This window comes from Ralstonia sp. NFACC01 (assembly GCF_900115545.1).
In the GTDB taxonomy this organism is placed as follows: Bacteria; Pseudomonadota; Gammaproteobacteria; order Burkholderiales; family Burkholderiaceae; genus Ralstonia; species Ralstonia mojiangensis.
The window spans coordinates 877,091-889,518 of the sequence record NZ_FOWV01000001.1 but is presented as its reverse complement, the minus strand read 5'-3'; the positions used below and the strand labels follow the sequence as shown (position 1 = coordinate 889,518).

Sequence of the window (12,428 nt, the reverse complement as noted above, 5' to 3'; positions counted from 1 at the left end):
CCCATGGCGTCCCGCAAACCCAATCCCGACCAGCTTGGCCTGCTGCTCTCGCAAGAGCCGGCGGCCAAGCGTGCGCGTCGCATCCTTTGTGGTGTGGACGAGGCTGGACGCGGGCCATTGGCAGGACCGGTGACGGCTGCGGCGGTCGTTCTCAATCCGCGCAAGCCGATCAAGGGCTTGGCCGACTCCAAAGTCCTGACCGCCAAGAAGCGCGAGGCGCTGTACGACGAGATCGTCGAAAAGGCGCTCGCCTGGCACGTGGCCGAAGCCACCGTCGAGGAAATCGATCGCATCAACATCCTGCACGCGACCATGCTGGCCATGCAGCGTGCGGTGCAGGGCGTGGCCGCGTTGGGCACGCTGCCCGATCTCGTGCAGGTGGATGGCAATCGCTGCCCACAGATCGCGTTTGCGGTGGAGGCCATCGTCAAGGGCGATGCGCTGGTGCCGGCCATTTCAGCGGCATCCATCCTGGCGAAGGTGACGCGCGATCGCCAACTGGCGGCGCTGCATATCGAGTTTCCGCTCTACGGTTTTGACGTCCATGCCGGCTATGGCACGCCGCAGCATCTGGCGGCGATCGACCTGCATGGTGTGACACCCCATCATCGCCGCTCGTTCGCGCCCGTGCGTCGTGCGCTGGAAGGGATGAGCGCTATCAGTATCGAAACCACCGCTGCAGGCAGCGCTTGGGACGACTGACCTTTTTCTGCTGGGCCCATTCGTGAAGCACATCACTTCCCGCGACAACGCGGTGTTCAAGCATCTCAAGGCGCTTTCGGGCTCGACGCAGCATCGTCGGCGCGCGGGGCAATCCGTGCTCGATGGCGTGCATCTGGTCACGGCGTATCTGGATGCGGGCCACATGCCGGCACAATGCCTAGTTTCCGAGCGCCACATCCGGCACCCGGAAGTGGCCGCGGTGCTCGAGCGCGTTGATCCGGATACCGTCATTCTGCTGGCGGACAACCTGTTTGCTCAGCTCACCACCGTCGTCAACGGCGTCGATCTGATGGCCCTGGTCGAGACGCCGGAAGGCAAGTTGCCGCAAACCATTGATGCGGATTGCGTGATTCTTGATGGCATTCAGGATGCCGGCAACGTCGGTTCAATCTTGCGCTGTGCGGCTGCTGCCGGTGTGCGTGATGTGTTCATGACGCAGGGCTGCGCGTTCGCGTGGTCGGCCAAGACATTGCGCGCCGCCATGGGCGCGCATTTCCACCTGAACATCGTTGAACACTGCACGTTCGAGAGCGTGCATTCGCGGCTTCAAGTGCCGCTGTTGGCGACGTCGTCGCACGCCAAGCAGGCTGTATTTGATGTGCCGCTCAAGGCGCCCGTCGGCTGGGTGTTCGGAAACGAGGGCGCGGGCGTGTCAGAAGAATGGCTTTCTGCCGTGACGACGCCTGTGACGATTCCGCAACCGGGCGGCATGGAATCGCTCAATGTGGCTGCCGCAGCAGCCATCTGTCTGTTTGAGGCCGTGCGACAACGCCGCGCGGGCTAATCCCTCTTTTTCTCTATCGATTACCGGTCACACGGCGTTTTCAAACGCCAGAAAAGTCCCGCATTGACTTTGCCATTGAGTAATGGAACATTGAGCGCGGTGCCAATGAGCGCCCCCGATACCCACACTCAAGGAGACCGGCATGCCGAACCCCACCCTGGCGCGCGTCCATGTCGACGAACTCGCCCAGTTCCGCGAAATCCAGCAACTCGCCTACGCGTGCGTCGAGGCCGTCGGCGGGATGCTGCGCCCCGGCATGACCGAGAAGGACGCGGCCAAGCTGCTCACTGAGTGGCTCTGCGATCGTGGCGTCCAGGACTGGCTGCACAAGCCGTTCGCCTGGTTTGGCGATCGCACGGCGTTCCAGGGCTTTTCGGGCCTCACACACATGGCCGGCTTCAACCTGGCGTTCTTTCCGTCGTCGCGGCGGCTGGAGGAAAACATGCCGGTCATCCTGGACGTGGCGCCCGTGCGCAATGGCGTGATCGCCGATGTGGGCTATGCCATGTGCCTTGGCGAGAACGCCATCCTCGAACAACTGCAGGACGATCTGATGGCGCATCGCGAACTGATCGTGCGCATGATCCGCGAACGTCGGTCGATGGCCGACGTGGCACGCGCGGTGGACCAGCTCTGCATGAAGCAGGGCGTGGAGCCGCGTCACAAGGCGTATCCGTTCAAAGTGCTGGCGCATCGCGTGGCCAAGCTGGACAGCCCATCCAAGCCGCGTTTCGTTGCGCGGTTCGGGTTGAATGCCACGCGCAATCTGATCCTCGACCAGGTACGCAGTGGCAAGCAGGAAGGGTGGTCGCCGCTGTGGTCGATTGACCGTCGATCCGAACACGCGCCGGTGCCGGGCCTGTGGGCTGTCGAACCGCACCTGGGCTTCCACGGCGTCGGGGCCAAGTTCGAGGAGTTGCTCGTCATAACCGAAGACGACGCCTACTGGCTCGACGACGATCTGCCGCACGTGCGCCGCTGGCACCAGCGTCAGCTCGCGCAGCAGCGCGCCGCTTGACGTGCGAGGAGGTTCACATGAAAACGCTGCTTGAAGAGGCTCCGCTGGCGTTGTTCGAATCGACCGCAGCGGTTTCAACCAAAGACTATTCGGCGCGGACGGTGCAGTCCGGCAGCGTCGCGCTCGCCGTCAAGACCTGGGGCGACCCGGCGCATCCGACCGTCGTACTCGTGCACGGCTACCCTGACAACAGCGAGGTCTGGCACGAGATGGCACCGCTGCTCGCGCGCGACTACTACGTCATTGCCTACGACGTGCGTGGTGCCGGCAAGTCAAGTTCGCCCAAAGGGATGCGCAATTACACCTTCGCGCGATTGACCGACGACTTCATCGCCGTGATCGATACGCTGAGCCCAGGCAAGCCCGTGCACCTGATCGCGCACGACTGGGGTTCGATCCAGTCATGGGAATTCGTGACGGAGGAGCGCCTGCGCGGGCGCATTGCCTCCTACACATCCTGCTCCGGGCCGTGCCTCGACCACGTGGGTTACTGGATGCGCGCGCGACTGCTGCACCCCACGCCGTCGTCGCTGGGCAAGATGCTGGGGCAGCTCGTGCGCTCGTGGTACGTGTTGCTGTTTCATTTGCCGATCGTGCCGGAACTGAGCTGGCGCCTGTGGCTCGGGCGCGCGTGGCCGCATGTGCTGCGTCGCGTGGAGAAGACCGCCATCGTGCCGCGCGCCACGCAGACGGCCGATGGCGTGCGCGGTGTGTCGCTGTATCGCGCCAACTTCATCCGCAGCTTGTTCACGCCGCGCAAGCGTGTCGCCCACGCGCCGGTGCAGGTGATCGTGCCTACGCTGGACAAGTACGTCAGCCCCGCGTTGTCCGAAGACCTCTCGCGCTGGGTGCCGCAGTATTGGCGCCGTGAAGTGGTAGCGCGGCATTGGCTGCCCGTCACGCATGCCGCACGCATGGCGGAAATGGCGCGCGAGCTGATCGAGCATGCCGAGGGCAAGCCGGAATCCGAAGCACTGCAACGCGCGCGTCAGCATGGCGAGCGCAAACCGCTCTCCGGCAAGCTCGCTGTCATCACGGGGGCCGGTAGCGGCATTGGCCGTTGCGCGGCGCTGGAATTCGCGGAGCAAGGCGCAGCCATTGTCGCCGTCGACATACGAGCCGAAGACGCAGAGCGCACCGCCAAGCTCATTCGCCTCACCGGCGGCAAGGCGTGGGCGCGTACCGCCGACGTCGGGAATGCCGAGCAGATGGAAGCGTTGGTCGATTGGGTCGGCAAGGACCTCGGCGGCGCCGACATCGTCGTCAACAACGCGGGCATCGGCATGGCGGGCGGCATTGTCGACACGTCCGAGCGCGATTGGCAACGCATATTGCACGTGAACGTGTGGGGCGTGATCCATGGCGCCCGGCTGTTCGCCAAACAGATGGTCGCGCGCGGGCAGGGCGGGCACATCCTGAACACCGCATCGGCGGCTGCCTTTGCGCCATCGCGCGATCTTGCCGCCTATGCGACGACGAAGGCCGCGGTGCTGATGCTGTCCGAATGCATGCGCGGCGAGCTGGCCGGCCAGGGCATCGGCGTGTCGGCCATCTGCCCCGGTTTTGCCGAGACCGGAATCATGGCCTCTACCGTCTACGCCGGCACGACCGAGGCGAAACAGGCCCAGCTGCGCGCCCGCGCGACCAAGCTCTACCAGTTGCGCGGCCTCAAGCCCGAGACCGTGGCGAAAGCCATGTTCAGGGCGGTTCAGCGCAACAAGCCCGTTGTCACGATTGGCATCGAGGCGCACTCGTCGCGCTTCATCTCGCGCTATGCACAGTGGCTCAGCCGGCTGATCGCGCGCGTAAGCATGGCGGGGCATTGAGCCCGCGCAGGCAAGAACATCAGGAGACCACCATGACCGCGCCCGATTACTTCATCAAGGCCCGCCACGTTCGTTTCGACTGGAAGGACACGCCCATCCAATGGATTCCGGGCGACCCGTCCAGCACACACATCATCAACATCCTGAACCTGCTGTTTCCCGCCGGTGAGCTGTGGTTTTGCCGCGTCTACAACAAGGCGCTGCCGCTGATTACCGACACCAAGCTGCGCGCCGACGCCGAGGGATTCCTGCGCCAGGAGGCTGTTCACTCGCGCTCGCATGGCGGCGTGCTGACGCATTACTACAAAGACCACGGCATCGATACCCAGCCTTTCACCAAGCGCCTCGACTGGCTGTTCTCCCAGGTGCTTGGCGAACAGCCGCTGGGTCTGAGGATCGGCCACACGCGCTTCTGGCTGCGGCAGCAGCTCGGCATCATCGCTGCGCTTGAGCACTTTTTCGGCTATCTGGGCAACTGGGTGCTCAATGCAAAGGGGCTGGATGCCGCCCACGCCGATCCTGTCATGCTGGACTTGCTGCGCTGGCACGGTGCAGAAGAGGTTGAGCACCGCACCGTCGCGTTCGACATCTTTCGGCACATGGGCGGCTCGTATCTTGAGCGCTGCTTCCACATGCTGACCACGATCCTGTTGCTGCTGTACTTCCTGGTGACGGGCTTCCGCTTCATGTTCAAGCGCGATCCGGGGGCGGGCAAGTTCCCTGGCTTTATCCGCGGCTGGTGGCATGGCTCGCGGCGTCACTGCCTGCCATCGTTCTGGAAAATGCTCGGGGCCGCGTTGCGCTATTTCCGGCCCAGTTATACGCCGCATCACGAAGGCTCGACCGAGCAGGCGCTGGCCTATCTGGAAACGTCGCCAGCAGCGCAAGCCGCGGCGCATGGCGGCAACTGGGTGCGCGATCGCGCCTGACTGGGCAGCAGAAAGGCAAAACGGCCGGTGCAATGCCGGCCGTTGCGTTTGAGGCTTGGGAGTACCGCGCGCTCAGTAGTTGTTGTGGTCCATCTTGACGTCCTGCAGGATCGTTGTGGCAATCTCTTCGATCGACTTGTGCGTTGACGACAGCCACTTGATGCCCTCGCGCCGCATCATCGATTCGGCTTCATTGATCTCGTAGCGGCAATTTTCCAGGGCGGCATATTTGCTGCCTGGGCGACGTTCATTGCGGATTTCCGACAGGCGCTGAGGATCGATCGACAGCCCGAAAATCTTGCTCTTGTAGTCGTACAGCACCGTGGGCAGCTTGCCGCGCTCGAAATCGTCTGGAATGAGCGGGTAATTGGCCGATTTCACGCCATATTGCATCGCAAGGTACAGGCTGGTCGGCGTCTTGCCGCTGCGCGATACCCCCACCAGGATCACATCCGCCTCGGCCAAGTTCTTGTGTGACTGCCCGTCATCGTGCGCAAGTGAAAAGTTGATCGCTTCGATGCGGTTTTTGTACGCCTCGGTGTCGGCGTTCTGGTGAAAGCGGCCGATGGCGTGGGTCGACTTGAGGTTCAGCTCCTTCTCGAGCGGCTCGATGAAGGTCTGGAACATGTCCAGGATGGTGGCCTTGGCCCGATGGACGATCTCGTTTGCCTCGGCATCCACCAATGTGGTGAAGACGATCGGCCTGACCCCTTCGGCGTGAAACGCTTCGTTGATCTTTGCGACGGCAACATGCGCCTTGTCGATCGTGTCGACAAAGGGAATCCGCACCTGGCGGAATTTCATCTCAAACTGCGCCAGGATCGAGTGGCTGAACGTTTCTGCGGTGATCCCGGTGCCATCCGACACAATGAAAACGGTGCGGAACGGTGTGCGGTTGGGAGATGCGGTGGCGAAGTCGGTCATCGAAAACGAGGGGTTTTTCCAGCACGCCAGCAGGAAATCGTGCTGCGGCACGGTAGAATAGCGGCGATCGTTTAGCTAAGCAATTCGGGCCTATCGCCTGCTGGGCAACGCCACGGCGGCAATCCTGGCAGGGCATCCGGATGGTTTAGCCAAGCGATTCGCGCGGCCAGACGACAAGAAGAAAGCCCCGTGCGCATCCGACCGGTTTTTCACTTAGTTTAGGGGCTTGTATGACTAACCTGTCGCAAGACGGCGCCTATGTGCTGCCGTTCGAGCAATTGCGGATGACCGATGTTGAGGTCGTCGGCGGTAAAAACGCTTCGCTGGGCGAGATGATTTCCCAGCTGGATGGCGCCGGCGTGCGCGTTCCAGGCGGTTTTGCCACCACGGCACTGGCGTTCCGCGATTTCCTTGCACATAACAACCTGACCGAGCGCATCTCGCAGCGTCTGGCCAGCCTCGACGTTGACGACGTCAAGGCGCTGGCTGCCGCCGGCAAGGAGATCCGCGAGTGGGTCGCCACCGCACCGTTCCAGCCTCGACTGGAGCAAGAGATTCGCGAGTCGTACGCTCGCGTGTCGGCCCGCGAAGGCGCCGAGGCATCGTTCGCGGTGCGCTCGTCGGCCACCGCCGAAGACTTGCCTGACGCGTCGTTCGCCGGTCAGCAAGAGAGCTATCTCAACGTTCTCGGCATCGATGACGTGCTCGACAAGATCAAGCACGTGTTTGCTTCGCTGTACAACGACCGTGCGATTTCCTACCGCGTGCACAAGGGCTTCGCCCATGATGTGGTGGCCCTGTCGGCCGGCATCCAGCGCATGGTGCGCTCGGACTGCGGCGCCTCGGGCGTGATGTTCACGATCGACACCGAATCGGGCTTCCAGGAGGTCGTCTTCATCACCTCCAGCTACGGCCTGGGCGAAACGGTGGTGCAGGGTGCCGTGAACCCGGACGAGTTTTACGTCTTCAAGCCGACGCTGGCCGCGGGCAAATACCCGATCATCCGCCGCTCGATCGGCTCCAAGCTGATCAAGATGGAATTCACCGCGCCGGGCGAAGAAGGCCGCGTGAAGACCGTCGACGTGCCGGGCGAACTCCGCAACCGTTACTCCATCAGCGATGCGGATGTGACGGAGCTGGCCAAGTACGCCGTCATCATCGAGAAGCATTACGGTCGCCCGATGGATATCGAGTGGGGCCGCGACGGCAAGGACGGCAAGATCTACATCCTTCAGGCACGCCCGGAGACGGTGAAGAGCCAGTCGCACGGCAAGGTTGAGCAGCGCTTCCGCCTGAAGGGCTCGGCACCGGTGCTGACCACCGGCCGCGCCATCGGCCAGAAGATCGGCACGGGTCCGGTGCGCGTGATCAACGATCCGGCTGAAATGGAGCGTGTGCAGCCCGGCGACGTGCTGGTTGCCGACATGACCGACCCGAACTGGGAGCCGGTGATGAAGCGCGCCTCGGCCATCGTCACCAACCGTGGCGGCCGTACCTGCCACGCGGCCATCATCGCGCGTGAGCTGGGTGTGCCGGCGGTGGTCGGCTGCGGCGATGCAACCGATCTGCTGAAGGACGGCACGCTCGTGACGGTCTCGTGCGCCGAAGGCGACGAAGGCAAGATCTACGACGGCTTGCTGGAAACCGAAATCACGGAAGTCCAGCGCGGCGAAATGCCGACGATCAGCACCAAGATCATGATGAACGTCGGCAACCCGCAACTGGCGTTCGACTTCTGCCAAATCCCGAACGGCGGCGTGGGCCTGGCCCGTCTGGAATTCATCATCAATAACAACATCGGCGTTCACCCGAAGGCGATCCTCGACTACCCGCAGGTTGACAGCGACCTGAAGAAGGCCGTGGAAAGCGTGGCTCGCGGCCATGCCAGCCCGCGTGCGTTCTACGTTGACAAGCTGGCCGAGGGCATTGCCACGATCGCCGCGGCGTTTTATCCGAAGCCCGTGATCGTGCGTCTGTCCGACTTCAAGTCCAACGAGTACAAGAAGCTGATCGGTGGTTCGCGCTACGAGCCGGACGAAGAAAATCCGATGCTGGGCTTCCGTGGCGCCTCGCGCTACATCGCCGAAGACTTCGCTGAAGCCTTCGAGATGGAGTGCCGTGCCATGAAGCGCGTGCGCGACGAGATGGGCCTGACCAACGTCGAAGTGATGGTGCCGTTCGTGCGCACGCTCGGCCAGGCTGAGAAGGTTGTCGAGCTGCTGGCCAAGTACGGTCTGAAGCGCGGCGAGAACGGCCTGCGCCTGATCATGATGTGCGAAGTGCCGTCCAACGCGATCCTGGCTGAGCAATTCCTGCAGCATTTCGACGGCTTCTCGATCGGCTCGAACGACTTGACGCAGCTTACGCTGGGTCTGGATCGCGATTCCGGCATGGAGCTGCTGGCCAAGGACTTCGACGAGCGCGATCCGGCGGTCAAGTTCATGCTGCAGCGTGCCATTTCCACGGCGCTGTCGATGGACAAGTACGTCGGCATCTGCGGCCAGGGCCCGTCTGACCATCCGGACTTTGCCGAGTGGCTGGCCAAGGAAGGTATCTCGTCGATCTCGCTGAACCCGGATTCGGTGATCGACACGTGGCAGAAGCTGGGTTCGGCTTAATTCCTACCTGGAGCGTCGTAAGACAAGGCGCGTATCCTGACGGGTACGCGCCAACAAGAACGCGAAGTGCCCGAGAGCGTCCAACGCTGACGGGGGCCGAGCGACATGCCCCCGCAGACGTGCAGCGTCGCGGGGGTTTTTTCATGGGATTCCGGGAGAGGGAGTATGTCGGCTCAGACCGTCTGGTTTTCTCTGGCCGTGCTGCTCGTCATCGGCGAGCTGATGACGGGGACGTTCTATCTGCTGATGGTGGCAATCGGGCTGGTTGCTGGCGGTCTCGCCGCGCTGATCGGCCTTGCGTTTCCTGCTCAGACCATCGTGGCCGCCATCGTGGCGGTGTTCGGCATCGTCGGGCTGCGGCGCACGCGCTACGGACGGACCACACGTGAGAGTGCCGCGCGCAATCGCAACGTCAATCTGGACATCGGCGAGACGTTGCGTGTCGATGCCTGGTCGCCAGAGCGCCGCGCGCGCGTGCAATATCGCGGCGCCGCATGGGATGTCGAACTTGCACCGCACGCATCGGCCGCCGCTGGCGAATTCCGGATCGTCGAAGTGCGTGGCAACGTGCTTGTCGTCGCGCCCAGGTAGCCGCCAACAACAACCAACAAGCCCAACCACGGAGGTTCTATGTTCGAGCTGGGGACTCTCGCGATCATCGTCCTGTTTGCCGCCATCGTGCTCATCGCGCAAGGCATCAAGATCGTGCCGCAACAGCACGCCTGGATTCTGGAGCGACTGGGCAAGTATCACGCGACGCTCTCGCCGGGGCTCAACATCGTGCTGCCCTTTGTTGATCGTGTGGCCTACAAGCACGTGCTCAAGGAAATCCCGCTCGACGTGCCGAGCCAGATCTGTATCACCAAGGACAACACGCAACTGCAGGTGGACGGCATCCTGTATTTCCAGGTGACCGACCCGATGCGGGCCTCATATGGCTCGAGCAATTTCGTGATCGCCATCACCCAGCTGGCGCAGACGACGCTGCGTTCGGTCGTCGGCAAGCTGGAACTGGACAAGACGTTTGAGGAGCGCGACTTCATTAACCACAGCGTGGTCAATGCGCTGGATGAGGCCGCATCGAATTGGGGCGTGAAGGTGCTGCGCTACGAAATTAAGGATCTGACGCCGCCGAAGGAAATCCTGCACGCCATGCAGGCGCAGATCACGGCCGAGCGTGAAAAGCGTGCGCTGATCGCCGCATCCGAAGGCAAACGCCAGGAGCAGATCAACCTGGCATCTGGTGCGCGCGAGGCCGCCATCCAAAAATCAGAAGGGGAACGGCAGGCCGCGATCAACAAGGCGCAGGGCGAAGCGGCGGCGATTCTGGCGGTGGCTGAAGCCAACGCGCAGGCAATCCAGAAGATCGGTCAGGCCATTCGTACCGAGGGCGGCGTCGATGCCGTCAACCTGAAGGTGGCGGAAGAGTATGTCAGCGCGTTCGGCAACCTGGCCAAGCAGGGCAACACGCTCATCGTGCCGGGCAACATGGGCGACCTGAGCACGATGATTGCGTCAGCGTTGACGATTGTGAAGCAGCAACGGCCGAACGCGTAAAAGTCGGGAAGCGAGAGGGCTCAGGCCTTCTCGCGCATGAGGCGCGCTTTTTCGCGCTGCCAGTCGCGGTCCTTCTCGGTTTCGCGCTTGTCGAACTGTTTCTTGCCTTTAGCGAGGCCGATTTCGCACTTTACGCGGCCGCGCGTGTAGTGCAGGTTGAGCGGCACGAGCGTGTAGCCGCGCTGCTCCACCTTGCCGATGAGCTTCTTGATCTCTTCGGCGTGCAGCAGCAGCTTGCGGGTGCGCACGGGGTCTGGATTGACATGCGTGGAGGCCGATTGCAGCGGGCTGATATGGGCCCCGATCAGAAACAGTTCGGCGTTGCGGATGACGACGTAGCCTTCCTTGATCTGCGCACGGTTGGCCCGGATGGCTTTCACCTCCCAGCCCTCAAGAGCCATGCCTGCTTCGTAGCGCTCTTCGATGAAGTAATCGAAAAAGGCCTTTTTGTTGTCGGCGATGGTCATATTTTTGAATATGCGGTGCGCGCTTGGGGTGACGATCCCTGCATGCGCTGCGATAAAATGGCGAGTTTAACAAATCCGCCGCAATCCCAGCCGGGACGCGGCACGCAAAGCTTTCGGATCACGCATGGCAGACGTTGAAAAAACCGTGTTGATAGGCTACTCGGCCGAACAGATGTTCGACCTGGTCACCGACGTCAAGGACTATCCGAACTTCCTGCCATGGTGCGGCGGCGTTGAAATCTACGAACAGACGGAAACGTCACTCGACGCGCGTGTGGACATCGCCTTCAAGGGCATTCATCAGTTCTTTCGCACGCGTAACGTGCAAATACGGCCCACTCGCATTGATATGACGTTCGCAGATGGGCCTTTCAAGTCGTTCACCGGTTTCTGGATCTTCACGCCGCTGCGCGCGGATGCCTGCAAGATCAACTTCCACCTGCATTACGAGTTTTCGAGCGTGATTCTGGAAAAGCTGATCGGTCCGGTGTTCAGCATGATTGCCAACACCTTTGTCGATTCGTTCGTCAAACGCGCTGAGACGGTGTATGGCGAATCCTGATTCCAACGTCGTGATCGACGTGATGGTCTGCCTGGCGACGGTCACGCCGCCGCGGCTCGTCAGTGTGCAAGTGCCGGCGCAGGCGACGGTGGCTGACGCCGTGCATGCGACCGGCTTGCTCAACGGCCTGGATCTGACCATCGATACCTGCCGGCTGGGCGTTTACGGCAAGCGCAAGACGCCGGATGCCGCATTGCATGCGCGCGATCGGGTGGAAATCCTGGGTCCGCTGATCGCCGATCCGAAAACGGCTCGCCGGCGGCGTGTGCAGAAGGTGCGGGCCACCGGCACGCGCGAAGGGCTGAAGTGGCTGCGCAACGAGGCGCCGCCCAAAGACGACGTCCTCGAGTAAGTCTTAGCCGCAGTTCTGGTCCAGCACAGCTTGGTTACGCTGAATGGCTTGGGCGCGCTGGTTGTCATCCATATACGAAAGCGACCCATCCGGCTGCGGCGTGGCATAGCGGCGACCGCCTTGCAGGTAGGCGGTGTCGGCGCGAAGGCGCTGGCATTCTGCCTGCTTGCGCTGGGCCTGCTCCGCCTGCTTGGCTTCGTCCTGTTCCTTCTTGGCGCGGTCGGCCATGCGCTTGCGCAGCTCTTCGTCCGGGTTGGACGCAGCGACGCCGGAGGCCGCCTGGCCGGGTTTCGCGGCGGCGTTCGGGTCTGTTGCCTTGACGCCCGAGGCCGGCGCGGAAAGCGCCTCGTAGGCCGTGGCCGTGCGGCTGTTCGGGTTGCGGATGATGCGGCTGGGTGGCACCGACGGCGGCGGTGCGGCGTCGCTGTAGACCATGTGGCCCTTGTCATCGCGCCATTGCCAAGCCCATTGCGCCTGGGCAACCGGGCAAGCAACGGCGATCAGGGTGGCGGTGGCAGGCAACAGGACGTGCAGTCGTTTCATGAAGTTCTCGTTCGTGGACTGCCGACGGCGCGCTGGCCGACCCGACGACGGCCCCTCGACGCGCACGGGAGCCCGGTGGCGTGATCGCCACTCGCCAATTTAGGCCGACGGCCTGGCTTGGCCTG

General features: G+C 62.7%; 13 protein-coding genes. 10 read left to right on the top strand and 3 right to left on the bottom strand.

The annotated features are described in order from the left end of the window. The first annotated feature begins 3 nt into the window (after window positions 1–3). From rnhB to BM136_RS04230, 5 genes are all read left to right on the top strand, one after another. Window positions 4–702: a ribonuclease HII gene (gene rnhB, locus BM136_RS04250; RefSeq protein ID WP_092970540.1), complete on the top strand. Its 699-nt coding sequence runs from the start codon at window positions 4–6 to the stop codon at window positions 700–702. A 22-nt stretch (window positions 703–724) separates the two neighbouring features. Then, window positions 725–1,507: a TrmH family RNA methyltransferase gene (locus BM136_RS04245; RefSeq protein ID WP_092970538.1), complete on the top strand. Its 783-nt coding sequence runs from the start codon at window positions 725–727 to the stop codon at window positions 1,505–1,507. A gap of 142 nt (window positions 1,508–1,649) precedes the next feature. Beyond that, window positions 1,650–2,525 carry a M24 family metallopeptidase gene (locus BM136_RS04240; protein WP_092970536.1) on the top strand — a complete coding sequence of 292 codons (876 nt, stop codon included), beginning with the start codon at window positions 1,650–1,652 and terminating at the stop codon, window positions 2,523–2,525. A gap of 17 nt (window positions 2,526–2,542) precedes the next feature. Beyond that, window positions 2,543–4,351 carry an SDR family oxidoreductase gene (locus tag BM136_RS04235; RefSeq protein WP_092970534.1) on the top strand — a complete coding sequence of 603 codons (1,809 nt, stop codon included), beginning with the start codon at window positions 2,543–2,545 and terminating at the stop codon, window positions 4,349–4,351. 32 nt (window positions 4,352–4,383) lie between these two features. Beyond that, entirely contained in the window at window positions 4,384–5,280 is an 897-nt protein-coding gene (locus BM136_RS04230) for a metal-dependent hydrolase (RefSeq protein WP_092970532.1), read from the top strand. Between the two features lie 72 nt (window positions 5,281–5,352). Here BM136_RS04230 and BM136_RS04225 read toward each other — a convergent pair whose 3' ends face one another. After that, window positions 5,353–6,204 carry a posphoenolpyruvate synthetase regulatory kinase/phosphorylase PpsR gene (locus BM136_RS04225; protein WP_092970530.1) on the bottom strand — a complete coding sequence of 284 codons (852 nt, stop codon included), beginning with the start codon at window positions 6,202–6,204 and terminating at the stop codon, window positions 5,353–5,355. Window positions 6,205–6,434: 230 nt separating this feature from the next. Here BM136_RS04225 and ppsA point away from each other — a divergent pair, with 230 nt between their 5' ends. From ppsA to BM136_RS04210, 3 genes are all read left to right on the top strand, one after another. Next, window positions 6,435–8,822 carry a phosphoenolpyruvate synthase gene (gene ppsA, locus BM136_RS04220; protein ID WP_092970528.1) on the top strand — a complete coding sequence of 796 codons (2,388 nt, stop codon included), beginning with the start codon at window positions 6,435–6,437 and terminating at the stop codon, window positions 8,820–8,822. Between the two features lie 165 nt (window positions 8,823–8,987). Next, window positions 8,988–9,413 (top strand): NfeD family protein, encoded by a 426-nt coding sequence (locus BM136_RS04215; RefSeq protein ID WP_092970526.1) that lies wholly within the window; start codon window positions 8,988–8,990, stop codon window positions 9,411–9,413. A gap of 39 nt (window positions 9,414–9,452) precedes the next feature. Beyond that, window positions 9,453–10,379 carry an SPFH domain-containing protein gene (locus tag BM136_RS04210; protein WP_092970524.1) on the top strand — a complete coding sequence of 309 codons (927 nt, stop codon included), beginning with the start codon at window positions 9,453–9,455 and terminating at the stop codon, window positions 10,377–10,379. A gap of 20 nt (window positions 10,380–10,399) precedes the next feature. On the opposite strand, the gene smpB is transcribed toward BM136_RS04210, so the two are convergent. Further along, window positions 10,400–10,846, bottom strand: coding sequence for an SsrA-binding protein SmpB (gene smpB, locus BM136_RS04205; RefSeq protein ID WP_004626709.1), 447 nt, complete (start codon window positions 10,844–10,846; stop codon window positions 10,400–10,402). A 124-nt stretch (window positions 10,847–10,970) separates the two neighbouring features. On the opposite strand from smpB, the gene BM136_RS04200 reads away from it, so the two are divergent. Together BM136_RS04200 and BM136_RS04195 are read left to right on the top strand one after the other, a co-directional pair. Continuing rightward, window positions 10,971–11,408: a type II toxin-antitoxin system RatA family toxin gene (locus tag BM136_RS04200; protein WP_092970522.1), complete on the top strand. Its 438-nt coding sequence runs from the start codon at window positions 10,971–10,973 to the stop codon at window positions 11,406–11,408. Further along, window positions 11,395–11,760: an RnfH family protein gene (locus BM136_RS04195; protein WP_092970520.1), complete on the top strand. Its 366-nt coding sequence runs from the start codon at window positions 11,395–11,397 to the stop codon at window positions 11,758–11,760. The genes BM136_RS04200 and BM136_RS04195 overlap by 14 nt, the downstream gene beginning before the upstream one ends. A 3-nt stretch (window positions 11,761–11,763) precedes the next feature. On the opposite strand, the gene BM136_RS04190 is transcribed toward BM136_RS04195, so the two are convergent. After that, on the bottom strand, window positions 11,764–12,303 hold the full coding sequence (locus BM136_RS04190; protein WP_092970518.1) for a DUF4124 domain-containing protein: 540 nt from the start codon (window positions 12,301–12,303) through the stop codon (window positions 11,764–11,766). Window positions 12,304–12,428: the final 125 nt, after the last annotated feature.

What these genes read in the sequence shown, in the direction of transcription:
- rnhB (WP_092970540.1), top strand. Translation starts at nt 4, where the DNA reads ATGGCGTCCCGCAAACCCAATCCCGACCAGCTTGGCCTGCTGCTCTCG.
- BM136_RS04240 (WP_092970536.1), top strand. Translation starts at nt 1,650, where the DNA reads ATGCCGAACCCCACCCTGGCGCGCGTCCATGTCGACGAACTCGCCCAG.
- BM136_RS04235 (WP_092970534.1), top strand. Translation starts at nt 2,543, where the DNA reads ATGAAAACGCTGCTTGAAGAGGCTCCGCTGGCGTTGTTCGAATCGACC.
- BM136_RS04230 (WP_092970532.1), top strand. Translation starts at nt 4,384, where the DNA reads ATGACCGCGCCCGATTACTTCATCAAGGCCCGCCACGTTCGTTTCGAC.
- BM136_RS04225 (WP_092970530.1), bottom strand. Translation starts at nt 6,204, where the DNA reads ATGACCGACTTCGCCACCGCATCTCCCAACCGCACACCGTTCCGCACC.
- ppsA (WP_092970528.1), top strand. Translation starts at nt 6,435, where the DNA reads ATGACTAACCTGTCGCAAGACGGCGCCTATGTGCTGCCGTTCGAGCAA.
- BM136_RS04215 (WP_092970526.1), top strand. Translation starts at nt 8,988, where the DNA reads ATGTCGGCTCAGACCGTCTGGTTTTCTCTGGCCGTGCTGCTCGTCATC.
- BM136_RS04210 (WP_092970524.1), top strand. Translation starts at nt 9,453, where the DNA reads ATGTTCGAGCTGGGGACTCTCGCGATCATCGTCCTGTTTGCCGCCATC.
- smpB (WP_004626709.1), bottom strand. Translation starts at nt 10,846, where the DNA reads ATGACCATCGCCGACAACAAAAAGGCCTTTTTCGATTACTTCATCGAA.
- BM136_RS04200 (WP_092970522.1), top strand. Translation starts at nt 10,971, where the DNA reads ATGGCAGACGTTGAAAAAACCGTGTTGATAGGCTACTCGGCCGAACAG.
- BM136_RS04195 (WP_092970520.1), top strand. Translation starts at nt 11,395, where the DNA reads ATGGCGAATCCTGATTCCAACGTCGTGATCGACGTGATGGTCTGCCTG.
- BM136_RS04190 (WP_092970518.1), bottom strand. Translation starts at nt 12,303, where the DNA reads ATGAAACGACTGCACGTCCTGTTGCCTGCCACCGCCACCCTGATCGCC.